Below are 26356 nucleotides of genomic sequence, written 5' to 3' on the forward strand. Positions count from 1 at the left end.
GAATTAAAGAGTCAATAAGGGGCCGGCAAGCCGAACCTGGATTAGAGAGAGTGATGAATACACAACAATTGGCGAAACTACGTACTATAGTGCCTGAGATGCGACGCGTCCGGCACATTCACTTTGTCGGCATCGGTGGTGCTGGCATGGGAGGTATCGCCGAAGTGTTGGCTAACGAAGGTTATCAGATCAGCGGCTCCGACCTGGCACCGAACCAGGTAACCCAACAGTTGAGTGCGCTCGGAGCGACGATTTACTTTAATCACCGCACGGAAAATGTGCTGGATGCGAGCGTGGTGGTGGTGTCTAGCGCAATCTCCGCCGATAACCCGGAGATTGTCGCCGCCCGTGAAGCACGCATCCCGGTGATCCGTCGTGCCGAGATGCTGGCCGAATTAATGCGTTTTCGCCATTGCATTGCTGTCGCCGGTACGCACGGCAAGACCACCACCACGGCGATGGTATCAAGTATTTATGCCGAAGCCGACCTGGATCCGACCTTTGTCAACGGCGGGTTGGTGAAAGCGGCGGGAACCCATGCGCGTTTAGGCTCCAGCCGTTTCCTGATTGCAGAAGCGGATGAGAGTGATGCATCGTTCCTGCATCTACAGCCGATGGTGGCGATCATAACCAACATTGAAGCTGACCATATGGACACTTACCAGGGTGATTTTGAAAACCTGAAGCAGACCTTTATCAATTTCTTGCACAACCTGCCGTTCTACGGCCGTGCGGTGATGTGCATTGATGATCCGGTAGTACGGGAGTTATTGCCATGCGTAGGTCGCCACATCACCACTTACGGCTTTAGTGACGATGCTGACGTACGCATAGAAAATTACCGTCAGCTAGGTGCGCAGGGGTGTTTTACTCTGAGCCGACAGGACAAGCCACTGATAACGGTGACCCTCAATGCACCGGGTCGCCACAATGCGCTGAACGCGGCGGCGGCGGCGGCGGTAGCGACCGAAGAAGGCATTGACGACGAAGATATTTTGCGCGCGTTGGCGAGTTTTCAAGGCACAGGGCGTCGCTTCGACTTCCTTGGAGAGTTCCCGCTGGCTACGGTCAACGGCAAAGCAGGCAGCGCAATGCTGGTGGACGATTACGGTCATCATCCCACTGAAGTGGATGCCACGCTGCAAGCAGTACGCGCCGGTTGGCCGAACAAACGCTTAGTGATGATTTTCCAGCCTCATCGCTATACGCGTACCCGTGACTTGTACGACGATTTTGCTAACGTGCTGTCGCAGGTAGATATGCTGCTGATGCTTGAGGTATACGCTGCGGGTGAAACGCCAATCCCGGGTGCGGACAGTCGTGCGTTGTGCCGTACTATCCGCACCCGCGGCAAGCTGGACCCGATTTTGGTTTCCGATGCTGACAGCGTGCCGGAAATCTTGGCACAACTGTTACAGGCCGATGATTTGGTGCTGATGCAAGGTGCCGGAAATGTAGGTAAAATCGCCAGAAAATTGGCTGAAGTGAAATTGCAACCACAGAAAAAAGAGGAAGAATATCATGGCTGATAAAGTTGCTGTACTGTTAGGGGGCACTTCCGCTGAACGTGAAATCTCACTGCAATCCGGTGCTGCCGTATTAGCCGGGCTACGAGAAGGCGGTATCGACTCCCATGGCATTGACCCGCGTGACTTCCCGGTGATCCAGTTAAAAGCGCAGAGGTTTAATAAAGTATTTATTTCGCTGCACGGCCGTGGCGGTGAGGATGGCACCATACAGGGGCTGCTAGAGTTCCTTGAATTGCCTTATACCGGTAGCGGCGTGATGGCGTCAGCGCTGGGCATCGACAAATGGCGTAGCAAAATGCTGTGGCAGTCGATGGGGTTGCCGGTAGCACCTTATGTGGTGCTAAATCGTATGGAGTACGCTGACGATGAAAAAGCAGCGCTACTAGATCGCCTCGCTTCGCTAGGCTTTCCGTTGATCGTCAAACCTAGCCGCGAAGGCTCCAGCGTCGGTATGAGTAAGGTTAGCGAAAGCAGCGCACTTGAGGTAGCGCTGGAAGAGGCTTTTCGTCATGACGACAAAGTGCTGGTGGAACAGTGGCTGAGCGGCCCGGAATATACTGTGGCGATGCTGGGAGATCAAGTTCTGCCGTCGATCCGCATTCAGCCCGCAGGTATGTTCTACGATTACCAGGCTAAGTACATCTCGGGTAATACCCAGTACTTTTGCCCAAGCGGCCTGAGCGCGGAACAAGAAGCCGAGATGGCAGCGCTGGCGCTACGCGCCTACCGCGCGCTGGACTGTCGTGGCTGGGGTCGTATAGACCTGATGCAGGATAGCGATGGCAGCTTCTATCTGCTTGAGATGAATACATCTCCCGGCATGACCAATAATAGCCTGGTGCCGATGGCAGCGCGCCAGTTTGGACTAAGCTTCTCGCAATTGGTAACGAGAATTTTGGCGTTGGCCGAGTGATATGCCGCACGCTGCTCTGAATGCGCTCGATCGCGAAGTGGGAAGCAACTCGCGCCGCAGCAATGGAACCCAATTGGCGGGGATGATCTTCCTGCTGATGGTGCTAGGAACGAGCCTATGGAGCGGTTGGGCGGTGATTAGCTGGATGAAAGACGCCAGCAACCAGCCGCTTTCGCGGCTGGTGGTAACCGGGGAACGTGATTACACCACCAATGATGATATCCGCCAGATAATCCTGGCACTGGGCGCACCAGGGACGTTTATGACGCAGGATGTCGATGTCATCCAGCAGCAGATTGAGCGACTGCCATGGATCAAGCAGGTTAGCGTGCGTAAGCAATGGCCGGATGAACTGAAAATCCACCTGGTGGAGTATGTGCCGGTAGCGCGCTGGAATGATTTGCACAGGGTGGATGCTGATGGCACATCGTTCAGCGAACCAACAGAGTGGGTGGGCAAACAGATATTGCCGCTGCTCTACGGCCCGGAAGGCTGCGAAAAGGAGGTGCTGGAGGGTTACCATGCCATGAGCAGCATGTTAGCTGCCAGCAAATATACGCTAAAAATGGTAGCGATGAGCGCACGCCATTCCTGGCAGTTGGCTTTGGATAATAACGCTCGGTTGGAACTGGGGCGTGATGAACGCACAGGTCGTCTACAGCGGTTTATCGAGCTTTATCCGCTATTTCAGCAGCAGGCTAAGGCGGAAAGCAAGCGCGTCAGTTATGTCGATTTGCGCTATGAATCTGGTGCCTCGGTAGGTTGGGTGCCGTTGCTCATAGACTCGCAAGCGGTTGAGGCTCAGCACAACAGTAATCAGCAACAGAATCAGGCACAGGCAAAATAACAATGATCAAGTCAACGGACAGAAAACTGGTAGTTGGACTGGAGATCGGGACTGCAAAAGTCTCCGCACTGGTGGGAGAAATTCTGCCCGATGGCATGGTTAATATTATCGGGGTAGGAGGTTGCCCGTCGCGTGGTATGGATAAGGGCGGCGTCAACGATCTGGAGTCGGTAGTGAAGTGCGTACAGCGTGCGATTGATGAGGCCGAACTGATGGCGGATTGCCAAATTTCTTCAGTTTACCTCGCATTATCGGGGAAACATATCAGTTGCCAAAACGAAATAGGGATGGTTCCTATCTCAGAAGAGGAAGTGACTCAGGAAGATGTGGAAAACGTGGTGCATACCGCTAAATCTGTGCGTGTCCGCGATGAAAACCGCATCTTGCATGTGATCCCTCAGGAATACGCCATCGACTATCAGGAAGGCATCAAGAACCCGGTCGGGCTGTCTGGTGTGCGCATGCAGGCCAAGGTGCACCTGATCACCTGCCATAATGATATGGCGAAGAACATTGTCAAAGCCGTAGAACGTTGCGGTTTGAAAGTTGACCAACTTATTTTTGCCGGTTTGGCCGCCAGCTATGCGGTACTGACTGAAGATGAGCGCGAACTGGGTGTCTGTGTAGTGGATATCGGGGGCGGCACCATGGATATGGCGGTGTACACCGGTGGTGCGCTACGCCACACCAAAGTGATCCCCTACGCCGGGAACGTAGTCACCAGTGATATTGCCTACGCCTTTGGCACACCGCCGACCGATGCGGAGGCTATCAAAGTTCGCCACGGCTGTGCGCTTGGGTCGGTTGTGAGCAAAGATGAGAGTGTAGAGGTGCCTAGTGTTGGGGGGCGTCCTCCGCGCAGTCTGCAAAGACAGACACTGGCTGAAGTCATCGAGCCACGCTACACCGAATTGTTGAATCTGGTTAATGATGAAATTTTGCAATTGCAGGAGCAATTGCGTCAGCAAGGGGTAAAGCATCATCTGGCAGCGGGTATTGTGCTGACCGGCGGTGCCGCCGATATTGATGGCTTGGCAGCCTGTGCGCAACGGGTGTTCCACACCCAGGTACGCGTTGGCCAACCCTTGAACATCACAGGTCTAACGGATTATGCGCAGGAACCTTACTACTCTACGGCGGTAGGTCTGCTGCACTATGGAAAAGAATATTACCTGAATAGTGAGGCAGAGGTAGAAAAACGCACCTCGGTGGGCAATTGGTTTAAACTCATCAATAGCTGGCTGAGAAAAGAATTTTAATATCTTAACAAAGAGATCATGCTGAGCCATCTTTTCATGATCTTGCAGCGACAGGCAGAAAACGGAGAGAAACTATGTTTGAACCAATGGAACTAACAAATGACGCGGTGATTAAAGTCATCGGCGTCGGCGGTGGCGGTGGCAACGCCGTTGAACACATGGTGCGCGAGCACATCGAAGGTGTTGAATTCTTTGCCGTTAATACAGACGCTCAGGCGCTTCGTAAAACGGCAGTTGGCCAAACTATCCAGATTGGCAGTGCTATCACCAAAGGTCTTGGGGCGGGTGCGAACCCGGAGGTGGGCCGTAATTCAGCGGAAGAGGATCGTGAAGCCCTGCGCACCGCACTGGATGGCGCAGATATGGTGTTCATCGCAGCGGGTATGGGGGGCGGTACAGGGACTGGTGCAGCCCCAGTGGTGGCTGAAGTGGCTAAGGATCTGGGTATTCTAACCGTGGCCGTGGTGACCAAGCCGTTCAATTTTGAAGGCAAAAAACGTATGGCGTTTGCTGAGCAGGGCATCGCCGAATTGTCCAAACATGTGGACTCTCTGATCACCATCCCGAACGATAAACTGTTGAAAGTTTTGGGTCGTGGCATTTCCCTGCTAGACGCGTTCGGCGCGGCCAACGACGTGCTGAAAGGTGCGGTGCAGGGGATCGCCGAACTGATCACCCGCCCAGGTCTGATGAACGTCGACTTTGCTGATGTGCGTACCGTAATGTCCGAAATGGGCTACGCGATGATGGGTTCCGGTATTGCCTGTGGTGAAGACCGTGCTGAAGAAGCAGCCGAAATGGCGATATCCAGCCCACTGCTAGAAGATATCGACTTGTCCGGCGCTCGCGGCGTGCTGGTCAACATCACGGCTGGCTTCGATCTGCGTTTGGATGAGTTCGAAACCGTGGGTAACACCATTCGTGCCTTCGCTTCCGACAACGCCACTGTGGTTATAGGTACTTCGCTGGACCCGGAGATGAACGATGAACTGCGTGTCACCGTGGTGGCAACGGGTATAGGTATGGACAAACGTCCTGAAATCACCCTGGTGACCAACAAACAGGCCAGCCAGCCCGTGTTGGATCCTCGCTATCACCAGCCAGGCATGTCACTGTTGCCGCAGGAAGTGAAACCGGCTAAGGTGGTTAACGATCAGGCTATACAGCCGAATAAAGAGCCAGACTATCTTGATATTCCTGCTTTCCTGCGTAAGCAGGCGGATTAAAATATCCTGAAAATTTGGAACCTCAGCTCTTTGTGCTAAACTATTCCGCTGGCTATGCTATAGGCTTGGTCGGTAGGATGGAATAACATTGCGAGATAAAACGATGATCAAACAAAGGACATTAAAACGTATTGTTCAGGCGACAGGCGTCGGTTTGCATACCGGCAAGAAAGTCACGCTGACAATGCGCCCCGCGTCGGCGAATACCGGGGTCATCTATCGTCGCACTGACTTGAATCCACCAGTTGATTTTCCGGCTGATGCAAAATCCGTGCGTGATACCATGCTTTGTACTTGTCTGGTGAATGAGCATGACGTGCGTATCTCTACCGTTGAACACCTTAACGCTGCATTGGCCGGGCTTGGCATCGACAATATCATTATTGATGTTGACGCCGCCGAAATCCCCATCATGGACGGCAGCGCCAGTCCGTTTGTGTTCCTGTTGCTAGATGCTGGCATTGAAGAACTGAACTCCGCGAAGAAATTCCTGCGTCTGAAAGACCGCGTGCGTGTTGAAGATGGCGACAAGTGGGCGGAGCTGTCTGCGCATAACGGGTTCCGTCTGGATTTCACTATTGACTTCAACCACCCGGCTATCGACGCCAGTGCGCAACGTTATCTCCTTGATTTCTCGGCCGACTCGTTTGTGCGTCAGATCAGCCGTGCGCGTACCTTTGGTTTTATGCATAATATCGAATATCTCCAGTCTCGCGGTTTGGCCTTGGGCGGTAGCTTCGACTGCGTCATCGTGGTGGATGATTACCGCGTACTGAACGAAGACGGCCTGCGTTTCGAAGATGAATTTGTACGTCACAAAATGTTGGACGTTATCGGCGACTTATTCATGTGCGGCCACAACATCATTGGTGAGTTCACTGCGTACAAGTCAGGCCATGCGTTGAACAACAAACTGTTGCAGGCAGTGTTGGCTAGGCAGGAAGCGTGGGAATACGTTACTTTCCAGGATGAAGAGGAAATGCCGTTGGCATTCCAGGCACCGTCCACTGTATTGGCGTAAATCGCCGTTGTTGGGATACCGGCAGAGCAGGTAACCACTGACTGACTCGCGAGGGCCTGGCAATTCATGCCCCCGACGATGTGAATATTGGCTGTGGGTGGTCTGGCGGGCCCAATGCCGTATCGTTGGCTACTTATCATGACGGGTTGCGCTGCTGCTCTCTCCGGCCAATGCAGCCAGTCTTTCTAATATCTTGCGCAGCTTCTCCGGGCTGTGGTTCGCCAATCCCATCACTGCCCTAGCGCTTTCCTGGCTCAGATAACGTCTTAATGGTGCGGCTTGCTGCGTGTTTTTAACCCGATGCTCCCCATTCGCCATCAAGCCTGGATTAATCCTAATGTTGATTGACGACAATGATGGTAGAATTTGCGCTCGTAGTGTAGAGAGCAACATGGGTTGTTCGTAGCGCAAGCGCATCATCCAACTGGCATTTGCCGCTTCTAACACTAAAATACCTTGTCGGACGTTCGCGACGCGGCACCAAGAATGTAGTTGAGCGGGTAACAAGCTCTTCACTGCACGGTTAAGCTTGAGCAGTGCCAGCGCGTGTTGCTGGACTTTATGCAGCGGCGCTTTGTCTGCGGTGAGAGCGTCGTCGAACAGGACATCTAATAATTGTGGACGGCTATCGCGCATAATGGCTCCGGCGGATTGTAATCTCGTGATCTGTATTCTAAATCGTTGGCGACAATTTGGCAGACGTTATTTCTGGCCCCGTCTCCTGCTAGGGATGGTTGCGGCCACACTTGGCATACCTTCAAGCTTAGCCGGCAAGACCGATCCGGCTGCGCTGCCGAGTACCTCCTCTAACTTTAATCGCCAAAACTCAGCCAGCGGTGCTTATAACAGACTGGGGCTGTTGCAGGAAGCACGCAGCCGCCCGGCATTTAGCTTTGACTATTGGCACCAGCATGCGCTACGCACTATCATTCGTTACCCTTCTTTCGCATTGGCACGGCAGACGGTGTATATGCGGGGGCAGGAAAACGAAACTGAAGCGGTAGAACCTCAGTCACAGGTGGCACAGTTGGCGCTGCTTTCCACCCTCAACGCGTTGCTGACACATGAACCGAAGCAGCCGACCATCATTCGTTACATTCATTATAACGTGCTGCCCGCACTGGCCCTGCACCAAACCGGACTGTGGCTGGCGCAGGTGCTGGGCATTCTCGCCGGGCCTGGCGTTCTCGGCTGACTTTGCCAATTAGGCGACAAAAACATAAAATACAGCAAGTTGACGGCCACTTTGAGCTGTCATGACAGAGATATCAAACATCATGTTAGTAAAATTATTGACCAAAGTTTTTGGTAGCCGTAACGATCGCACGCTGCGCCGCATGCGCAAAGTGGTTGAGCAGATCAACCATAGGGAACCGGACATAGAGAAATTGTCCGATGATGAACTGAGAGCCAAAACCAACGAATTCCGCGCGCGTCTGGAAAAAGGCGAGGTGTTGGAAAACCTGATCCCGGAAGCGTTTGCCGTAGTGCGTGAGGCGAGTAAGCGTGTATTCGGTATGCGTCACTTCGATGTACAACTGTTGGGCGGTATGGTGCTGAATGACCGCTGCATTGCTGAGATGCGTACCGGTGAAGGTAAAACCCTGACCGCCACCCTGCCTGCATATTTGAATGCCCTGGGTGGTCGCGGTGTACATGTGGTGACCGTCAACGATTATCTGGCGCAACGTGACGCCGAAAAAAACCGCCCGTTGTTCGAATTTCTCGGCCTGAGCACTGGCATCAACTTGCCTGGCATGTCGGCACTGGCAAAGCGTGAAGCTTACGCCGCAGATATCACCTACGGCACTAACAACGAATACGGCTTTGACTACCTGCGTGACAACATTGCGTTTAGCCCGGAGGAACGGGTTCAGCGCGAATTGCACTATGCACTGGTGGATGAGGTGGATTCTATCCTGATCGATGAAGCGCGTACACCGCTGATTATCTCCGGGCCTGCTGAAGATAGCTCCGAGATGTACATCAGGGTTAATACACTGATCCCTAAACTGATCCGTCAGGAAAAAGAAGACTCTGACTCCTTCCAGGGCGAAGGTCACTTCTCAGTCGATGAAAAAGCGCGTCAGGTACACCTGACCGAACGTGGCCTGATTTTGATCGAAGAAATGCTGGTAGAAGCTGGCATTATGGAAGCAGGTGAGTCACTGTACTCTACGACAAACATCATGCTGATGCACCATATCACCGCCGCGCTGCGCGCCCATGTGTTATACAACCGCGATGTTGACTACATCGTTAAAGACGGGGAAGTGATCATCGTTGATGAACACACTGGCCGCACCATGCAGGGCCGCCGCTGGTCAGATGGCCTGCACCAGGCAGTAGAAGCCAAAGAGGGCGTGGCGATCCAGAATGAGAACCAGACACTGGCCGCCATCACCTTCCAGAACTACTTCCGCCTATACGAAAAGCTGGCGGGCATGACCGGTACTGCCGACACCGAAGCCTTTGAATTTAGCTCTATCTACAAGCTGGATACCATTGTGGTGCCAACCAACCGTCCAATGATCCGTAAAGACATGCCGGATCTGGTTTACTTGACCGAGATGGAGAAGATTGGCGCGATCATTGATGATATCCGCGAGCGCACCGCCAACGGCCAGCCGGTGTTGGTGGGGACCATCTCGATCGAAAAATCCGAGGTGGTCTCCCGCGAACTGACCAAAGAAGGCATCGACCACAAAGTACTTAACGCTAAATTCCATGCTATGGAAGCGGACATAGTGGCACAGGCCGGTCAGAGCGGCTCGGTAACCATCGCCACCAACATGGCGGGTCGTGGCACTGATATTGTATTAGGCGGCAATTGGCAGGCGGGAGTTGCTCAGTTGGAAGAACCGACCAAAGATCAAATCGCTGCAATCAAGGATGCCTGGCAAGTAGGTCACGATGCGGTACTGGCAGCGGGTGGCCTGCACATTATCGGCACTGAGCGCCATGAATCACGCCGTATCGATAACCAGCTACGTGGCCGTTCTGGCCGTCAAGGTGACGCCGGCTCATCCCGTTTTTACTTATCGATGGAAGATGCCCTGATGCGCATCTTTGCGTCGGACCGCGTTTCTGGCATGATGCGCAAACTGGGCATGAAAGAGGGCGAAGCGATTGAACACCCATGGGTGACCAAGGCGATCGCCAATGCCCAGCGTAAAGTGGAAAGCCGCAACTTTGATATCCGCAAGCAACTGCTGGAATATGACGATGTCGCCAACGATCAGCGCCGCGCCATCTACAGCCAGCGTAACGAACTGTTGAATGTGTCTGACGTTAGTGAAACCATCGCCAGCATCCGTGAGGACGTGTTCAAGAGTACCATTGATAACTACATAACGCCGCAATCGCTGGAAGAAGAGTGGGATATTAAAGGGTTAGAAGAAACCCTGAAAAACGATTTCGACCTGGAAATGCCCATCGCCGAATGGCTGAACAAAGAGCCTGAGCTGCACGAAGAAACGCTGTGTGAGCGTATCCTGGAGAATGTTAAGCAACAGTATTTGCACAAGGAAGACGTGGTTACCAGCGAGATGATGCGCAACTTCGAAAAGGGCGTGATGCTGCAAACGCTGGATTCCCTGTGGAAAGAGCACCTGGCGGCGATGGACTATCTGCGTCAAGGCATTCACCTGCGCGGTTATGCACAAAAGGATCCTAAGCAAGAGTACAAGCGCGAATCCTTCAACATGTTTGCTACCATGCTGGAATCGCTGAAATACGAAGTGATCAGTGTGCTGAGCAAGGTGCAGGTGCGGATGCTGGAAGAAGTTGAGGCGCTGGAGCAGCAGCGCCGTGAAGAAGCTGAGCGTCTGGCGCAGCAGCAACGGCTCAGCCATTACGAAGAGAACGCCTTGGTCACTGATGTTGCTAACATACCGGTGATCGCTGAACGCAAAGTTGGCCGCAACGATCCTTGCCCCTGTGGTTCCGGCAAAAAATTCAAACAATGCCATGGCCGTCTGCACAAGTAAGCCGGGCCGCGTTTATGCCCAAAATAATTCGAGTAGCATCGAGACGGCAACTGAGTGACAAATCGGTCAAAAACCGATTTGAACAGTGCTTGCACTGGACCTCAGGAATGAGGTTTATTAATCCCCAGTCACTGACTCAAGTCAGTGACTGGGGCGAGCAAACGTAGACAACAAAGATGCGGCTTGAAGTATGGGAGAACCGATAGCACCCATGTGATCAGCTTGCTGAACCCCTGTTTTTTGGCCTCAATCTAGAGGGTGTGATCAAATATCTGAACGTCGCTGTGGGCATTATCCGTAACGCTCAGCAGAAAATCTTTATTACCCGCCGCGCCGCTGATGTACACATGGCAAATTTCTGGGAGTTTCCCGGCGGCAAAATTGAACAAGGCGAAACGCCGGAGCAAGCGCTGAACCGCGAGTTGCGCGAAGAGACGGGTATCGAAACTGAACAGGCAACGTTGCTGGAGGTGTTGGAGCATCGCTTCAGCGATTGTATCTTCACGCTGCATTTTTATCTGGTAGAAAGCTGGATGGGCGAACCTTTTCGCCGTGAAGGCCAGCCAGTGCGCTGGGTTAAACAGGCAGACCTGCGTGAGGAAGAATTCCCACAAGCCAACATCCACATGGTAGAATTATTTGTGGAACAGGCCAACACTGCGCAATCGCAATAAAGCAGACAGCCTAGGTTAACACTGACCCGATAGGGGAAAATCAGCGATAGTTACTGGGTTTCAGCCATGCATCTCACCCTTTCAGAGTCGCTGCAAGCAGCATTTAAATCGGGTAGAAATCACATCTCTGTGACTTTTTCCCTGCGTAATGCCGCTTTGCGGCATCCGATCGATTTATCACTCACTCCAGTCGTCACTTTCCGACAGATCGTCATTGCTCCGAATGAGTTTCTCTTCATCGGCCCACTCGCCAAGATCGATCAATTGGCAACGTTCGCAGCAGAACGGGCGGTGGGGGCTGGTCTCACCCCATACCACGTCATTGCCACAGGTTGGGCATTTTACTACGGACGTCATAACGGTTCTTTACCCCTTGCCACATCTGAATGGATTTTATGTCAATTATTCAGCAACAGGCCAATTCAAAGGCCAAACGTTCAGGCACCACACTATCCTCATTATCTAACGACAGGAAGCGAATAGCGTAGCGGGTCTTGTGACCAGATATTTGCGGGTAGAATTGTTGTGTCAGGTTGATGCTCAGGCGCAGCAAATCTGCCCCTTCGGCATTACCCTGGAAGAAACCGTTCAGGCTTATTTTTTTGCGAAACGACCCTGTTTGACGGATCAAATCCAGCGCCATGGTTAGCGCCTGATTTAGCGGTGCGAGCGTCTGCAACCAATTAACGATATCGACATCGCGATACTGTTGGGGCGCGTGCATCCACATATGCAGGGTCGGCAGATCGAAGCTACAGCAACCACCGGGAATGCTCAGGCGTTGTAGCACCAGGCTAATCAGCCTGTCTTCGCGCAATGCCTTGCCGAGACGCGGTGCCGCCATCAGTGCCGCAGCCCGCGCTTTAAGTTGGTTACGCAGTTGGTCGATTAGCGGCATGTCGACGCCCGGCACATCGACCCAGGTCAGCAGTTTCTGCTGCTGGTGTTCCAACTCCTTCAGCAGTTCGGTGCGTACTTCACCGCGTTCCAGTACTTCCAGTAGATCGGATAGGGTGCGGAAGAAGGTTAGAGCGATGGCGGTTTCGCTCAAAGCTTGTTGGCCGTACAACTGCTGCAATAAGAACTCGATACGCAGCCAGGTACGCATTTTTTCATTCAGTGGATGTTCAAAGAGAACGCTTGTGGAAACATCACTCATGCAGTTTAATCCTGTTGGGGCGCTGATGCCGCCAGTTCAAGGTAACGACGATGCAGTGCATCGACTAATAGCTCTATTTCCAGAGCGATGCCGCTGTTGTCAATAATGTCATCTGCAATGGCCAAACGCTGCTCGCGTGTGGCCTGCGCGGAAAGAATATCCTGTACCTGTTGGCGGCTGATACCGTCACGCGCCACGGTTCTAGCTAGTTGAGTTTCTGTGTTGACATCGATCACTAAGACTCGATCGGCACGATCCTGTAGGCTATTTTCTACCAGCAGCGGCACCACCCACAGGGCATAAGGGCTAGTAGCCTGCGCTAACTGGCGTTGGGTTTCCTGACGGATCAGCGGATGCAACAATTGATTCAGCCAGATTTTGCCATCAGGCTGGCTGAAGATCCTCTGGCGCAGCACCGTACGATTTAATGCACCGCTCGCCAGCAATATTTCATTACCAAAACGTTCAGCAATCTTTGCTAGGGCTGGGGTGCCCAGCTTGACAACTTGCTGGGCAATCACGTCAGCATCGACTACGGCTACGCCGTGACGCGCAAAGGTGTTTGCTACGGTCGATTTGCCGCTGCCAATACTCCCGGTTAACGCAACAATGTAGGCCATGATGTTAGGGGTATCCGAAATTCGTAAAAATATAAACGAATCATAAAGCGATCGTGCAGAAGTGCAAGTCAGCAGGCGGTATCTGCACTATCATGGCGATAAGAAGCGCAGTTGGAGAAGGAAAAAAATAGCGAGAAGTCAGACGGCTGATGCGCAGGTTAATTTGTCAGATTGTGGCATAAATAAACGTATAGTCGCAGTCTTTTCCGGTATTTATTAGCGCGTATGATAGTCTCACTGGAACTGGCGTTAATCTACTTATTGCCTTTACAAACCAAAGCGTCGCGAGCTAGCCGCAACGTGAAATGTATAGGGTATAGGGTCGAATATCTTCCTGCGATATGGTGCCATAAATCAGGGAATCATTAGTCATGCGTATTGAAGAAGATGTGAAATTAGGCTTTAAAGATGTGCTGATCCGTCCTAAGCTCTCCACGTTGAAAAGCCGTTCTGAAGCTGGACTGGAGCGCCAGTTCAACTTCAAACATTCAGGTAGTCGCTGGTCAGATGTGCCGATTATCGCCGCCAATATGGATACTGTCGGTACCTTCCGCATGGCAGAGGTTCTGGCTTCTTTTGATGTTCTCACTGCGGTGCACAAACATTACAGCGTCGAGCAATAGGCGGCTTTTATACAGCGCGTGCCTAAGTTGGCATTGCTTCATGTGATGGTTTCCACTGGCACCTCAGTGCCGGAGACAGCGCCAAAATCTACTAGGAGTCTTTCGTCGCCTTCTTATAGAAGGCGCGTGAGGCTTGTCCGAACAATGTGATTTGTGCCGGGGCAACGTGGTCACTGGTGAAATGGTGGAAGAAATGCTCCTATCCGATGCCGATATGATTAAAGTCGGTATTGCCCAAGGTTCGGTGTGTACCAACTGGGTGAACACCGGTGTGGGCTATCCGCAGCTATCTGCAGTGATCGACTTTGCAGATGAGGCTCACGGCCTTGGTGGCCAGATCGTCAGCGACGGTGGTTGTTCGGTGCCTGGCGACGTGGCCAAAGCCTTTGGCGGTGGTGCTGACTTCGTGATGCTGGGTGGTCACGATGAATGTGAGGGCACCGTGGTAGAAGAAAATGGCGAGATGTTCATTCTGTTCTACGGTATGAGTTCCGAGTCGGCGATGAAACGGCATGCAGGCGGGGTGGCTGATTACCGTGCGGCGGAAGGAAAAACCGTTAAATTGCCGCTGCGTAGTGAAGTTGAGTACACCATGCGCGATATCCTTGATGGTTTGCGTTCCGCCTTTACCTATGTTGGCACGGAACGCTTGAAGGCACTGACAAACGCACCACATTTATCCGCGTGTCTGAGCAAGAAAACCGCATTTTCGGCATAAAGTAACGCACACCAAGTCCCGACAGCGGACGCAGTTGGCTGGCGTCCGCTGTCCTCATCGGTTCACCTCAATACGTTCTCCAATTGAAAGATTGGCAGGTACATGGCGATCACTAGCGCGCCGACTATCCCGCCAACCACGAGCATTAGCAGAGGTTCTAACGTCTGCGCCAGCGTCTCGCTCAGTTCCGCGTTGGCTGTTCATGACACTGTGCCAGCTTGTCGAGCAGACTGTCTAACGAGACGGATTATTTACCCACCCGTACCAATTGCTGGCAAAGTGCCGGAAACAGTGGCTTATGACTTAAGGCTTTGTGAAACCTTTCCCCTTGAGCGATCTCGCGCTGCACTTGTTCTAGCGCTTGCCGATAAAACAGGTTGTCCACCGCCAGCGCCGCTGCATTCAGCCCTTCCAACAGCGTCAATCCCGCTTGCTGGGTCATAGCTAGGATGCGAAATATTTGGCTTAACACACTTTCCCTCGATCAACCGGGCTACCAGCGGTAGCAGCAGTTGAGTTGCCTGCTCGCGGCGGCGCCAATGCGGCTGTGGGTGCAACCAGCGACAATAACCAAAGATCGCACTACCCAGCAGCAGGGCAAAATATGGCCCTATGCTGATTAATAGGGTGGATAAGCGCAGTAGCCCTTGGGTAAATCCCGGTAGTGGCGCATCGAAAGACTGATAAACTTCAGCGAATTCCGGTAATACCATCACCAGCATCAGCACACTGACCAGCAGCGCTATCGTGCAAACGAACAAGGGATAGCGTAGTGCCTTAACCACCTTGTTGTGCAGCTTTTACTGGGATTCCTGTTGTTGCGCCAGTTGCAAGCAGCAATGATCCAGATGCCCGGTCAGTTCACCGATAGCGATCAGTTGTCGGTAAATCAGCGGGAAGACGGCCTGCTGTTAGGCAATAACCTCTGAAAAAGGGTGTCCTTGCTGCACCCGTTCGCTCACCTACTGCAACAAGCAGCGCCAGGGGGGGAAGGATGTTCCGCAGCCAGAAGTTGCAGTGCGTTGACCAGAGGCAGACCCGCTTGTAGCAAGGTTGCGAGCTGACGAGTGAAGTGGATTAGTGGATCGCCACGCAATTGTCTGGGTGTGATGCGTTTACCGTGCGTGATCCTGCAGGGCTGTAGCCCCTGTTCAATGAGTTGGCGGCAGACTTGCTTTTTTTCGCTGCTAATCAGCGCACCACACAGCACTTCACCCTGAGCATTAATGGCTTGCCAGAGGAACAAACGTGAGCCTTCAAGGCTGTTCTCCACCTTCTGTGGTGATATCTACCACGCGATACAGCTCTTCTAGCGAGGTGACTCCTTTGGCAACCAGAGCCAGCCCAGACTGGAGCAACGTTATATGCCACTGAAGACAGGCGATGTCTGCCAGTTGGCGTGGGGAGGCGTTCTCCAGCAGACCGATTGCACCTCCGGTGTAATGGTCACAGGGTTTCGCCGGTGGAGTTGGTATGCAGCGTCGATAATACAAAAGAGCCAGTCTGTGCAGCCTTAACGGCGATCTCGGCAGTTTCCCGATCGTGTATTTCACCGATCATGATGACGTCGGGATCTTGCCGCAGCAGGGTGCGTAACACCCGTGATAAGCTCAGTTCGGTTTTGATGTTGACCTGGGTTTGATTGACACCAAATAGCGGGATCTCGATCGGGTCATCGACGCTGCACAAGTTGCTCTGCGTGTCATTCAATTGACGCAGGCCGCTGTATAACGTTACCGTTTTTCCGCTGCCAGTTGGGCCGGTGACCAGGCAGTGCCGCCGTATAGCACGCCAGTGCTGCCTGGCTCATCCCCTGCTGCTCGGATGGCAGAATGCGCAATACCACTTTTTCACCGTGCACCGTTGTTAGCGTAGCGATGCGCATCGAATAACGGGCTTTATCCAGCCACAGGCTGAACTGCCCATCTTGCGGCACCCGGCGTTCGGCAATATCTAACTGCCCGATAATCTTCAGCCTGGTGCTCAGCCGTGTGGACAACTCAGGCGGCGGTGATGCACTGGCCTGCAAAACGCCGTCGATGCGCAAGCAGACGCGAAAACGCTGTTGATAAGGCTCAAAGTGAACGTCTGAGGCACGGCTATGAATGGGTATATGCAACGTTTGGTTGATAAACTGCACCAGAGGTGCATCGCTGTCGTCGTCAAGGGAAGCGGTATCGAGTTGATACTCCGCAGTGGCTTATGCTGGCGGTTCAACCTGTCGTTGGCGCTGATTCAATGCCTAGCTCAAACCAGGCTGCTGGCCACGGCTCCAGGTGTATGCGCTTGCCCGTGGCGAAACGCAGCGCCGCCAGCAACCCCTGGAGTGCCTCCTCGCTGAGCTCGACTGTCAGGGTGGTGTGGTTTTTGCTGAGTGCCAGCGCTTAATAGCGATGACAAAGGGTCTGAACTTCTTCGCTGATCGCCTCATCCATCACCGTTACTCTGCGGCGGTGTCGAAGTGGAAGACATCCTGGCATACCTTGGCCAGATTGGCTTTTTCGCTGGTGCATAGGCGAGTCCAGCGAGTTTGTCCACCGGGATTTTGCGTGGTTGTCAGCGCCACTTTTAACCCCAGCAGCGTCTGAGCGCCAGTGAGGGTGATCACCCCCCGGCTGACTTGCACCTTGCTGACGTAGCCGCGAGGAGCCATTGGTAGGAATGCCCTTGCTGCCGACGTTGCAGTCGGTTGGCACACCGTCGTCCAGTAGGCACAATTCTACGGCCATTTTATAGGGTGTGATCACCTGCAACATGTCGGCCAGCGCTGCTTTCTGAATGTAACCTTGGTAGGCGGGAATGCCAATGGCGCTCAATATGGCGATAATAGCAATCACCACCATCAGTTCAATCAGGGTAAAACCGCGTTGTGATTCCATTTGTTTTTTCCTCCATGTCAGTATGGAGGGCAGGTTAGTTGAGACAATGGCGCATTTCCCGGCGTGCTTCTGATACAAGTTGGCGCGGTTGCAGCAGGATAAAAGAAGTTGGGGCTTGCCTCGCAATTTTGGTGAGAAAACGCCCCGGCCTAGCCGCGGGGAATTATTTGAAAAGCATCGACAAGTTGAGAGCAGTCACATGCCTGGTCAGTGCGCCCACTGAAATATAGTCCACGCCGGTTTCGGCGAAGGTGCGCAGCGTTTCGCTGGTGACGTTGCCAGAGACTTCTAGCGGGGCGCGGCCTTGGGTTGGTGCTACCGCTTGGTACATCATCTCGACGGTGAAGTTTTCCAGCATCACGATATCGGCACCCGCGTCCAGTGCTTGTTGCAACTGATCTAGCGATTTTACCTCTACTTCAATCGGTATATCAGTATTCTGCCAAAAGTTTTCTCTACCGCGTTTTTGATCGAACCGCAGGCGATGATGTGGTTTTCCTTGATAAGGAAAGCATCGGATAACCCCAACCGGTGGTTGTTGCCGCCATCGCACAGCACCGCGTATTTCAGCGCGGTGCGCAAGCCGGGTAGCGTCTTGCGGGTATCTAGCAGACGGGTTTGAGTGCCGTGCAGCAGTTCCACGTAACGGCTGAACGGCTGATCTCAGTCGACACGCCGGACAGCAGAACTTTGGCTGGGCCGCTAAGGTGACACAATGGTTTATTCGGCGTCAGGCGGTCGCCGTCCGACACCGGCTTTGTTGAATAAATCGGATTTGGAATAAAGAGTCCTGTGAATGGGCAGCTTTCAGGCAAGGCGTATACTTTCTGACATACCGGCGAGCGGCATCTTGTTTAATGCACAGATCATGGCCAGCGCCTCTGCAACTTGCCCATCATAATCTCGCAGCGATAGGTGACCACCAAATAGCTGTTTTACTCTATACCTCGCTGTTGCCGCTATCGAACGTCGGTGGTAGCCTGTGATATTTTTCCACCGTGTGTTGTCTCCGGTAAGGCGCTGGTTCGCCACCGCTTGATTTTGCTCTGCATAGTCTGCCGACCAATAACGGGCTCCGCTGCTGGGCGGTATTAACGCCTTGAGCTTCTTGCCCCTTAACTTATCATCACACACTCGCGTATCCTAAGCCCGATCCGCCGAGGCGACTTTGATTTTACGGTACCTCTGACGGATGAGACCTGGGAAGGCTTCGGTATCGGTGACATTGCTCAAAGAAAGGTCAGCACAGATGACCTCATGTGTTTCTGTATCTACGGCCAAATGCAGTTTTCGCCAGATCCGCCGTTTTTCCTGACCATATTTTTTTGCCATCCACTCGCCTTCACCCAACACGTTGAGCCCGCTAGAGTCGATAACGAGGTACGCAATTTCACCCGGCGTTGGGGTTTTAAACGGGACATGGCCGGACTTTTCCCGCTTACTTATGCAGGTGTCGTCCGGGCAGTTCAACGGCACTTTGATCAGTGTGACAATGGAGTCGACGAAGCGCTGGAGGGCGCGAAGTGTCAGGCCGAAAATACGTTTCAGCATCAATACGCTGGTGATTGCCATATCGGAATAATGTTGTCGGCGACCACGCAGAGAAGGTTTTGCCTTGCAGTACCAGGCGTGAAGTGCCGTTTCATCCACCGAGAAAGTGAGTAAACCCCGAGTGATAAGGGCGTTGTTGTAAGCCTTCCAGTTGGTGATGTTGAACTTTTGCTGGGCCACGGAATGTCGCTATTTTGACAGAAGGAGAGTGATCGGATCCGCGTGCCGGCCAAATGTTCGATTGATTCAACAACGCTGATAAATGGTCGTGGGTTGAGTGCCTTTGAGTTACTTGAGCCAGTTTTAGGTAGCCAGTGTTGCCTGAAAAACGTACAAAATTTTTAGAATCATTGGTCCTGAAGTTAGTGTAGAATATCTAGCCAATTTGAATTATGTATGCGGTTTTTTAAAAAAATATTTTATAAATCATATATTTGTGATAATTATAGCCGTAACCAGTGGAAAAATCATATACGCTGATGCCTGTGAAGGCGACACTAGAGGTTGCTCAATGAGCGAGAAGTTACAGAAAGTTTTAGCACGCGTGGGTCACGGTTCACGTCGTGTAATTGAAGCTATGATTGACGCTGGCCGCGTCAGTGTCGATGGCAAGATAGCCAAATTGGGTGATCGCGTTGAGGTAAACCCTGCGATGAAAATTCGTCTAGATGGTCATGTTGTCTCGGTCAAGGAATCTTCTGAAGAGGCGGTTTGCCGTGTATTGGCCTATTACAAGCCAGAAGGCGAGCTTTGCACCCACAGCGATCCCGAAGGCCGTCCAACGGTGTTCGACCGCCTGCCTAAGCTTCGTGGTTCACGCTGGGTAGCGGTAGGGCGTCTGGATGTCAACACCTCTGGCCTTTTGTTGTTCACCACCGATGGTGAGTTGGCTAATCGCCTGATGCACCCAAGCCGAGAAGTTGAACGCGAATACGCGGTGCGCGTGTTTGGTCAGACCGACGATGACAACGTGAAGCAGTTGAAGAATGGCGTACAGTTGGAAGATGGCCCAGCGGCCTTCCACACCATCGACTTCCAAGGGGGTGAAGGCTTGAACCAGTGGTATAACGTCACCCTTACCGAAGGCCGCAACCGTGAGGTACGCCGTCTATGGGAAGCGGTTGGCGTGCAGGTCAGCCGACTAATCCGTGTACGATACGGCGATATCGCATTGCCCAAAGGGCTACCGCGTGGCGGTTGGGCAGAGCTGCATCTGAACGCGATCAACTATCTACGCGCGCTGGTTGACCTGAAACCGGAAACAGTCAGCAAAATGCCGGTGGAGCGTGAACGCTGCCGCATGAAGGCCAATCAGATCCGCCGTGCTGTCAAACGTCATATTCAGGTGACCGGTAGCAGCGGTCGCCGCAATGCGCCAGGTAGCAAATCTGGCAGACCAAGGAAGCGCCGTTAAGTTTTAGCAACTGCATCATCGGCAAGGCATCCGCCAGTTCCTGATAACCTCTACTGGTGGTGTTCTTCAGCCAAGTCATCGTACCTTTATTATACGATGGCACCCGGTTTGCGATGCGGGTGGGCATCAAAAGTCATACCAGTTTTGAAACGGCTATCATCCCCCATCAGATAGAGGTACAGCGGCATGATATCGGTGGGTGTTTTCAGCTTTTTGCTACGAGTTCCTCCTGGATTGATGCAGTTTACCCGAAGATTACGGCTCCTGTACTCGTCGGCCAGTACCTGCATGATACCCTCAGTTGCGAATTTGGACACCGCATAAGCCCCCCAGTTGGCGCACCCGGTACGGCCAACGCTGGAACTGGTAAACACCAACGACCCGGCGTGTGATCTCAGCAGCAATGGTAGTAGAACCTGCGTCAGCATCACGGTAGCATTGAAGTTGACGTGCATCACTTCCAGCCACATAGTCATCGACAGCTCAATCATCGGCGCGATATCTCCCAACACACCGGCATTGTGTAACACGCCATCAAGCCGGGGGATCTGCGCTGTCAGATCGTCTACAACCTGTTGGCATTGTTCTAGCGTAGTATGTAGCAAATCCAGGGTCACGATATGAGCTGGTAGGCCGCCCATTGCGTGAATCTCCGCCTGAACCGCCTGTAATTTGCTCTCGGTACGTCCCAATAGCACCAACTGAGCACCGAAGCGGGCATAGGTCAGTGCCGCTTCACGTCCGATGCCGACGCTAGCTCCGGTGGGCGTTGTTGAATAAATCGAACATTTGGCCGGCACGCGGATCCGATCACTCTCCTTCTGTCAAAATAGCGACATTCCATGGCCCAGCAAAAGTTCAACATCACCAACTGGAAGGCTTACAACAACGCCCTTATCACTCGGGGTTCACTCACTTGCTGGGGGGATGAAAAGGCACTTCACGCCTGGTACTGCGAGGCAAAACCTTCTCTGCGTGGTCTCCCACCACATTATTCCGATATGGCAATCACCAGCGTATTGATGCTGAAACGGATTTTCGGCCTGACACTTCGCGCCCTCCAGGGCTTCGTCGACTCCATTGTCATACTGATCAAAGTGCCGTTGAACTGCCCGGACGACACCTGCATCAGTAAGCGGGCAAAGTCCGGCCATGTCCCGTTTCCCGTTTAAAACCCCAACGCCGGGTGAAATTGCGCACCTCGTTATCGACTCTAGAGGGCTCAACGTGTTGGGTGAAGGCGAGTGGAAGGTAAAAAAACACGGTCAGGAAAAATGGCGGATCTGGCGAAAACTGCATTTGGCCGTAGATACAGCAACACATGAGGTCATCTGTGCTGACTTTTCCTTGAGCAATGTCACCGATACCGAAGCCTTCCCAGGTCTCATCCGCCATAGGTACCGTAAAATCAAAGTCGCCTCGGCGGATCGGGCTTAGGATACGCGAGTGTGTGATGATGAGTTAAGGCGTAAGAAGCTCAGGGCGTTAATACCGCCTAGAAGCGGAGCCCGTTATTGGCTGATAATACTATGCAGAGCGAAATCAAGCGGTGGCGAACCAGCGCCTTACCGGAGACAACACACGGTGGAAAAGTATCATAGGCTATCACCGACGTTCGATAGCGGCAACAGCGAGGTACAGAGTAAAATAGCTATTTGGTCACCTGTCGCTGCGAGATTATGATGGGCAAGTTGCAGAGGCGCTGGCCATGATCTGTGCATTAAACAAGATGACGCTAGCCGGTATGCCAGAAAGTGTACGCCTTGCCTGAAAGCTGCCCATTCACGGGACTCTTTATTCCAAATCCGATTTATTCAACAACGCCACACCAAACCTCACGACCTGCACCTTGCGGCGCGCTCAAATGACCACCAGCAGCGTTCACCTGCAATGCCGAGATACTGCCTAGAAACCAATCCCATCAGGCTATTTTATTTACCATTTGGGATAGGCTCTAAGGCAACGCAACAGCTATCGATGAGATTTAAAAGAAAAAGGGGATCGATAAAAGAGCGGAAAATCACGACCCCATACGGTAAGATGTGCCACTTTATCAGGTTACTAAGCACAATTTTATGCCACAATCATCTCGTTACAGTGACGAATGAGTTGAACAACTGCTCTCTGAGTTGATCAATGTTCTGGAAGAACACCGTACACCCACCGATCTTTCTCTGATGATACTGGGCAACATAGTGAATAATCTGATCAACACCAGCGTTGCACCCGCACAGCGGAAAACCCTGGCAAGATCATTTGCTGAAGCCCTGCAAGCTTCTATTCGTGAAGATGAAGATAAAACGCATTAAGACCTATTTATGGTGACAAACCGCCAGCATTATCGTGAAAAAGTCTCCCAGATGATTAGCTGGGGGCACTGGTTCGCCTTGTTTAATATCCTACTCGTCCTTGGGCTGGGGAGCCGTTACCCGTTTCTCACTGACTGGCCGTCTTCGCTGCTAGGCCGGATATATGCTCTGATCAGTCTATTTGGGCACTTTAGCTTTGTCGTGTTCGCCGGCTATCTGCTGGTGATTTTCCCGCTCACCTTCGTGGTGATGTCGCAATGGCTGTTGCGCTTTATTTCCGCCGCACTGGCTACTGCAGGGCTGACACTGCTATTGGTCGATAGTGAAGTGTTCTCCCATTTCCACCTGCATCTTAACCCGGTAGTGTGGGCACTGGTGGTCAACCCAGACCAAAGCAAACTGGCGCGCGACTGGCAACTGATGTTTATCTGCGTGCCAATCATCTTTCTGGTGGAGATGCTGTTCGGCACCTGGAGTTGGCAGAAGCTACGCAGCCTGAACCGCCAGCATTTCGGTAAGCCGCTGGCGATGCTGTTTATCTGCGCTTTTTTCACTGCGCATCTGATTTACATCTGGGCTGATGCTAACTTCTATCGCCCGATCATTATGCAACGCGCCAACCTGCCGCTGTCATACCCGATGACTGCGCGTAAATTCCTTGAAAAGCACGGCCTGCTCGATCAAAAGGAATATGAGCGCCGTCTGATGCAGCAAGGCAATCCTGAAGCCGTAGCAGTAGAATATCCGCTTAGCGATCTCAGCTACAGCGATAAAGGCAGCGGTTATAACTTACTGATGATTGTGGTGGACAGTCTGCGCCCTCAGGATATGGCACAGAATATGCCTGCTCTGGCTCATTTTGCGCAGGAAAATGTCCGCTTCAGCAATCATTACAGCTCAGGCAATTATGCCAATACCGGTTTGTTCGGCTTATTCTACGGTATTTCGTCAACCTATTTAGACAATATTCTTGCCTCGTGCAAACCCTCAGCGCTAGTGAATGCACTCGGTGAACAAGGGTATAGGTTCGGCTTGTTCTCATCCGACGGCTTTACCGCCCACCTGTATCGCCAGGCCCTGCTGACCGACTTCTCCCTGCCAGCGCCCACCAAGCAAAGCGATGAAATCACCACGCAGCAATGGCAATGCTGGTTAGTGGATCAGGGCAGTAAAGAAGAACCGTGGTTCTCCTATCTCAATTTCAGCGGTACAGCGCTAGCAGCCAGTGGGAGAAAGCCAGCATCGACCGATATTATTCAGCGTTACCGCAACGGAGTGCTGGACGTGGATACACAGATCGCTCAGGTTCTGGGTATATTGAAGCAACGTGGCCTGCTGAATAAAACCGTGGTGGTGATCACAGCCGAGCACGGCATTGAATTCAATGATACTTGCAAAGAGCCATGGGGTAGCGGCTTTAGCCAACCTCAGTTGCATGTACCACTGGTGGTTCATTGGCCGGGTACGCCAGCGCAAACCATCAGTAAGTTGACCGGACATAACGATGTGATGCGCACGCTGATGCAACGCCTGCTGCATGTGAAAACTGCGCCAAAGGATTATTCGCAGGGTGAAAACCTGTTTACCACCCAGCGCCACAACAACTGGATCGCCACCGGCGATAGCAACCGACTGGTGATCACCACGCCAACGCAAACGTTGACGCTGGACAACAATGGAATTTACCGTGCCTACGATAAAGACGACAAAGAGATAAAAGACGAGAAACCGCAGCTTACCCTGCTATTGGAGGTGCTAACCGATGTAAAACGCTTTATTGCCAACTAACTGCTTATAACATAAGCAATCGGACAACTAAGTGTTTGCATTAGCATTGAGAATAGGTAGTATTATCTTCCGCAGCGTCGGCATGTAGCTCAGCTTAGTAGCGCACCGTCATGGGGTGTCGGGGGTTAGAATCCTCTCATGCCGACCAAAAATCCTTAGAGAAACCAACCCTTTGCGGATGGTTTTTTTATGACTGCAATTTTAACATGGTAAAATGATAGTAAAACTACCGACAAAACGAGTAATCTTGCTCAATACGTTTATACCGTAATGAGCCTATTTTCACCAACCTTGCCCAAAGACTACTGATCCTATGTTTTTATGAAGTTTTTCTCTTCTTAAAAATGTTACCTCTACTCAAAAGTACCCAATATCTCTATGTCTATGCCCCATAAGTTCAGCGAGCATTGAAAAAGAACCAATTCACATGTACTGTTGCGTTGTTGAATAAATCGAACTTTTGGCCTGGACGAGGATCAGATCACTCTCCTTCTGTCAAAATAGCGACATTCCGTGGCCCAGCAAAAGTTCAACATCACCAACTGGAAGGCTTACAACAACGCCATTACCACTCGGGGTTCACTCACTTGCTGGGGGGATGAAACGGCACTTCACGCCTGGTACTGCGAGGCAAAACCTTCTCTGCGTGGTCTCCCACCACATTATTCCGATATGGCAATCACCAGCGTATTGATGCTGAAACGGATTTTAGGCCTGACACTTCGCGCCCTACAGGGCTTTGTCGACTCCATTATCACACTGATCAAAGTGCCGTTGAACTGCCCGGACGACACCTGCATCAGTAAGCGGGCGAAGTCCGGCCATGTCCCGTTTAAAACCCCAACGCTGGGTGAAATTGCGCACCTCGTTATCGACTCTAGCGGGCTCAATATGTTGGGTGAAGGGGAGTCGCTGGCAAAAAAACACGGTCAGGAAAAACGGCGGATCTGGCGAAAACTGCATTTTGCCGTAGATACAGAAACACATGAGGTCATCTGTGCTGACCTTTCCTTGAGCAATGTCACCGATACCGAAGCCTTCCCAGGTCTCATCCGTCAGAGGTACCGTAAAATCAAAGTCGCCTCGGCGGATCGGGCTTAGGATACGCGAGTGTGTGATGATGAGTGAAGGGGCAAGAAGCTCAAGGTGTTAATACCGCCGAGAAGCGAGCCCGTTATTGGTCGGCAGTATGCAGAACGAAATCAAGCGGTGGCGAACCAGCGCGTTACCGGAGACAACACACGGTGGACAAGTATCACAGGCTACCACCGACGTTCGATAGCGGCAACAGCGAGGTACAGAGTAAAACAGCTATTTGGTGGTCACCTGTCGCTGCGAGATTATGATGGGCAAGTTGCAGAGGCGCTGGCCATGATCTGTGCATTAAACAAGATGACGCTCGCCGGTATGCCAGAAAGTGTACGCCTTGCCTGAAAGCTGCCCATTCACGGGACTCTTTTATTCCAAATCCGATTTATTCAACAACGCCGGGTCACCTCGATAAAGTGATTACGTTCTGATGATTTTTTAACGTGACACAGAATTTATGAACGCTCTCTATGCGTAATGGGAAACCGTGTTCATTCAGACTGCTGACAAGGTCCTGGCCGTAAGAACAGGGCTTTCTGAGGAATACTTACAGTATCCCTTGTCCGTGCCGTTTGGGACTGGATTTTCTTCTGACCTGGCTTACCTGCAATTATCTTCGGGACATACCCTGTCCGTTATGACGTTTTATAAGCTGCCGAGTTTGTTACACTTTCTCTTTACGCCCCGTCATGGCTGATTTCGGCAACTGTAAAAAATACGTCTTATGGGGTCCATTCCCTGTCCCACC

General features: G+C 52.3%; 20 protein-coding genes, 1 tRNA gene and 8 pseudogenes. 18 read left to right on the forward strand and 11 right to left on the reverse strand.

Annotated features, from left to right (window positions below; genetic code table 11):
* The first annotated feature begins 53 nt into the window (after nt 1–53).
* The 6 genes from murC (at nt 54) to lpxC (ending at nt 6795) form a co-directional block, all read left to right on the forward strand.
* On the forward strand, nt 54–1529 hold the full coding sequence (murC, locus tag AACL06_RS06950; protein ID WP_339036578.1) for a UDP-N-acetylmuramate--L-alanine ligase: 1476 nt from the start codon (nt 54–56) through the stop codon (nt 1527–1529).
* A complete protein-coding gene (locus tag AACL06_RS06955) occupies nt 1522–2442 on the forward strand; it encodes a D-alanine--D-alanine ligase (protein WP_339036579.1) in 921 nt (306 codons plus the stop codon). The genes murC and AACL06_RS06955 overlap by 8 nt, the downstream gene beginning before the upstream one ends.
* 1 nt (nt 2443) lies before the next feature.
* Nucleotides 2444–3289, forward strand: coding sequence for a cell division protein FtsQ (ftsQ, locus tag AACL06_RS06960; RefSeq protein WP_339036580.1), 846 nt, complete (start codon nt 2444–2446; stop codon nt 3287–3289).
* Between the two features lie 2 nt (nt 3290–3291).
* Nucleotides 3292–4548: a cell division protein FtsA gene (gene ftsA / locus AACL06_RS06965; protein WP_339036581.1), complete on the forward strand. Its 1257-nt coding sequence runs from the start codon at nt 3292–3294 to the stop codon at nt 4546–4548.
* A 74-nt stretch (nt 4549–4622) separates the two neighbouring features.
* On the forward strand, nt 4623–5774 hold the full coding sequence (gene ftsZ / locus AACL06_RS06970; protein ID WP_339036582.1) for a cell division protein FtsZ: 1152 nt from the start codon (nt 4623–4625) through the stop codon (nt 5772–5774).
* Between the two features lie 103 nt (nt 5775–5877).
* Nucleotides 5878–6795 carry a UDP-3-O-acyl-N-acetylglucosamine deacetylase gene (lpxC, locus tag AACL06_RS06975; protein ID WP_339038334.1) on the forward strand — a complete coding sequence of 306 codons (918 nt, stop codon included), beginning with the start codon at nt 5878–5880 and terminating at the stop codon, nt 6793–6795.
* A 129-nt stretch (nt 6796–6924) separates the two neighbouring features.
* Here the strand turns inward: lpxC and AACL06_RS06980 are convergent, their stop codons facing one another.
* A complete protein-coding gene (locus AACL06_RS06980) occupies nt 6925–7431 on the reverse strand; it encodes a DUF721 domain-containing protein (protein ID WP_339036583.1) in 507 nt (168 codons plus the stop codon).
* Between the two features lie 25 nt (nt 7432–7456).
* Here AACL06_RS06980 and secM point away from each other — a divergent pair, with 25 nt between their 5' ends.
* From secM to mutT, 3 genes are all read left to right on the forward strand, one after another.
* Nucleotides 7457–7990: a secA translation cis-regulator SecM gene (secM, locus tag AACL06_RS06985; protein WP_339036584.1), complete on the forward strand. Its 534-nt coding sequence runs from the start codon at nt 7457–7459 to the stop codon at nt 7988–7990.
* A gap of 82 nt (nt 7991–8072) precedes the next feature.
* Nucleotides 8073–10784 carry a preprotein translocase subunit SecA gene (gene secA / locus AACL06_RS06990; protein ID WP_339036585.1) on the forward strand — a complete coding sequence of 904 codons (2712 nt, stop codon included), beginning with the start codon at nt 8073–8075 and terminating at the stop codon, nt 10782–10784.
* 263 nt (nt 10785–11047) lie between these two features.
* A complete protein-coding gene (gene mutT / locus AACL06_RS06995; protein WP_339038336.1) occupies nt 11048–11458 on the forward strand; it encodes an 8-oxo-dGTP diphosphatase MutT in 411 nt (136 codons plus the stop codon).
* A gap of 177 nt (nt 11459–11635) precedes the next feature.
* Here the strand turns inward: mutT and yacG are convergent, their stop codons facing one another.
* Genes yacG through coaE form a run of 3 tightly spaced genes read right to left on the reverse strand, consistent with a single transcriptional unit; the run spans nt 11636 to nt 13237 of the window.
* On the reverse strand, nt 11636–11815 hold the full coding sequence (gene yacG, locus AACL06_RS07000; RefSeq protein ID WP_339036586.1) for a DNA gyrase inhibitor YacG: 180 nt from the start codon (nt 11813–11815) through the stop codon (nt 11636–11638).
* Between the two features lie 49 nt (nt 11816–11864).
* The gene (gene zapD, locus AACL06_RS07005; protein WP_339036587.1) at nt 11865–12617 is read right to left on the reverse strand and encodes a cell division protein ZapD; all 753 of its coding nucleotides are present in this window, start codon (nt 12615–12617) and stop codon (nt 11865–11867) included.
* Nucleotides 12618–12622: 5 nt separating this feature from the next.
* Nucleotides 12623–13237: a dephospho-CoA kinase gene (gene coaE, locus AACL06_RS07010; RefSeq protein WP_339036588.1), complete on the reverse strand. Its 615-nt coding sequence runs from the start codon at nt 13235–13237 to the stop codon at nt 12623–12625.
* Nucleotides 13238–13608: 371 nt separating this feature from the next.
* On the opposite strand from coaE, the pseudogene AACL06_RS07015 reads away from it, so the two are divergent.
* Nucleotides 13609–14583, forward strand: a pseudogene (locus AACL06_RS07015) (IMP dehydrogenase).
* Between the two features lie 57 nt (nt 14584–14640).
* Here the strand turns inward: AACL06_RS07015 and hofC are convergent.
* From hofC to AACL06_RS07045, 6 genes and pseudogenes are all read right to left on the reverse strand, one after another.
* Nucleotides 14641–15851 (reverse strand): annotated as a pseudogene (hofC, locus tag AACL06_RS07020) (protein transport protein HofC).
* Nucleotides 15835–16959, reverse strand: a pseudogene (locus AACL06_RS07025) (ATPase, T2SS/T4P/T4SS family). Before AACL06_RS07025 ends, hofC begins: the two co-directional pseudogenes overlap by 17 nt.
* A 59-nt stretch (nt 16960–17018) precedes the next feature.
* Nucleotides 17019–17457 (reverse strand): annotated as a pseudogene (ppdD, locus tag AACL06_RS07030) (prepilin peptidase-dependent pilin).
* Between the two features lie 163 nt (nt 17458–17620).
* Nucleotides 17621–18209, reverse strand: a pseudogene (nadC, locus tag AACL06_RS07035) (carboxylating nicotinate-nucleotide diphosphorylase); the annotation flags it as partial.
* Nucleotides 18210–18264: 55 nt separating this feature from the next.
* Nucleotides 18265–19167: pseudogene (locus AACL06_RS07040) on the reverse strand (IS5 family transposase).
* Nucleotides 19100–19261, reverse strand: a complete 162-nt coding sequence (locus tag AACL06_RS07045; RefSeq protein ID WP_339036589.1) for a hypothetical protein — start codon at nt 19259–19261, stop codon at nt 19100–19102. Before AACL06_RS07045 ends, AACL06_RS07040 begins: the two are co-directional and overlap by 68 nt.
* A 258-nt stretch (nt 19262–19519) precedes the next feature.
* Here AACL06_RS07045 and rluB point away from each other — a divergent pair, with 258 nt between their 5' ends.
* Nucleotides 19520–20422 (forward strand): 23S rRNA pseudouridine(2605) synthase RluB, encoded by a 903-nt coding sequence (gene rluB, locus AACL06_RS07050; RefSeq protein WP_339036590.1) that lies wholly within the window; start codon nt 19520–19522, stop codon nt 20420–20422.
* An 89-nt stretch (nt 20423–20511) separates the two neighbouring features.
* Here the strand turns inward: rluB and AACL06_RS07055 are convergent, their stop codons facing one another.
* Nucleotides 20512–21222: a YciK family oxidoreductase gene (locus AACL06_RS07055; protein WP_339036591.1), complete on the reverse strand. Its 711-nt coding sequence runs from the start codon at nt 21220–21222 to the stop codon at nt 20512–20514.
* Here AACL06_RS07055 and AACL06_RS07060 point away from each other — a divergent pair.
* The 7 genes and pseudogenes from AACL06_RS07060 to AACL06_RS07090 all read left to right on the forward strand — a co-directional run bounded on the left by AACL06_RS07060 (nt 21192) and on the right by AACL06_RS07090 (nt 25953).
* Complete coding sequence (locus AACL06_RS07060) at nt 21192–21353, forward strand: hypothetical protein (RefSeq protein ID WP_339036592.1); 162 nt, start codon at nt 21192–21194, stop codon at nt 21351–21353. The genes AACL06_RS07055 and AACL06_RS07060 overlap by 31 nt on opposite strands.
* A pseudogene (locus AACL06_RS07065) lies at nt 21319–22193 on the forward strand (IS5 family transposase). Before AACL06_RS07060 ends, AACL06_RS07065 begins: the two are co-directional and overlap by 35 nt.
* A gap of 346 nt (nt 22194–22539) precedes the next feature.
* On the forward strand, nt 22540–22731 hold the full coding sequence (locus AACL06_RS07070) for a DUF1414 domain-containing protein (RefSeq protein ID WP_339038338.1): 192 nt from the start codon (nt 22540–22542) through the stop codon (nt 22729–22731).
* Nucleotides 22732–22740: 9 nt separating this feature from the next.
* Nucleotides 22741–24519, forward strand: coding sequence for an LPS biosynthesis-modulating metalloenzyme YejM (gene yejM, locus AACL06_RS07075; protein WP_339036593.1), 1779 nt, complete (start codon nt 22741–22743; stop codon nt 24517–24519).
* A 78-nt stretch (nt 24520–24597) separates the two neighbouring features.
* Nucleotides 24598–24667, forward strand: a tRNA-OTHER gene (locus tag AACL06_RS07080).
* Nucleotides 24668–24959: 292 nt separating this feature from the next.
* Complete coding sequence (locus AACL06_RS07085; protein ID WP_339036594.1) at nt 24960–25121, forward strand: hypothetical protein; 162 nt, start codon at nt 24960–24962, stop codon at nt 25119–25121.
* Nucleotides 25054–25953: pseudogene (locus AACL06_RS07090) on the forward strand (IS5 family transposase). Before AACL06_RS07085 ends, AACL06_RS07090 begins: the two are co-directional and overlap by 68 nt.
* The last annotated feature ends 403 nt before the right edge of the window (nt 25954–26356 follow it).

The organism is Serratia symbiotica (Periphyllus acericola), from assembly GCF_964019515.1.
GTDB classification, from domain to species: domain Bacteria; phylum Pseudomonadota; class Gammaproteobacteria; order Enterobacterales; family Enterobacteriaceae; genus Serratia; species Serratia symbiotica_D.

Coding starts and splice junctions, on each gene's coding strand:
- murC (WP_339036578.1), top strand. CDS start 54: ATGAATACACAACAATTGGCGAAACTACGTACTATAGTGCCTGAGATG.
- AACL06_RS06955 (WP_339036579.1), top strand. CDS start 1,522: ATGGCTGATAAAGTTGCTGTACTGTTAGGGGGCACTTCCGCTGAACGT.
- ftsQ (WP_339036580.1), top strand. CDS start 2,444: ATGCCGCACGCTGCTCTGAATGCGCTCGATCGCGAAGTGGGAAGCAAC.
- ftsA (WP_339036581.1), top strand. CDS start 3,292: ATGATCAAGTCAACGGACAGAAAACTGGTAGTTGGACTGGAGATCGGG.
- ftsZ (WP_339036582.1), top strand. CDS start 4,623: ATGTTTGAACCAATGGAACTAACAAATGACGCGGTGATTAAAGTCATC.
- lpxC (WP_339038334.1), top strand. CDS start 5,878: ATGATCAAACAAAGGACATTAAAACGTATTGTTCAGGCGACAGGCGTC.
- AACL06_RS06980 (WP_339036583.1), bottom strand. CDS start 7,431: ATGCGCGATAGCCGTCCACAATTATTAGATGTCCTGTTCGACGACGCT.
- secA (WP_339036585.1), top strand. CDS start 8,073: ATGTTAGTAAAATTATTGACCAAAGTTTTTGGTAGCCGTAACGATCGC.
- yacG (WP_339036586.1), bottom strand. CDS start 11,815: ATGACGTCCGTAGTAAAATGCCCAACCTGTGGCAATGACGTGGTATGG.
- zapD (WP_339036587.1), bottom strand. CDS start 12,617: ATGAGTGATGTTTCCACAAGCGTTCTCTTTGAACATCCACTGAATGAA.
- coaE (WP_339036588.1), bottom strand. CDS start 13,237: ATGGCCTACATTGTTGCGTTAACCGGGAGTATTGGCAGCGGCAAATCG.
- rluB (WP_339036590.1), top strand. CDS start 19,520: ATGAGCGAGAAGTTACAGAAAGTTTTAGCACGCGTGGGTCACGGTTCA.
- yejM (WP_339036593.1), top strand. CDS start 22,741: ATGGTGACAAACCGCCAGCATTATCGTGAAAAAGTCTCCCAGATGATT.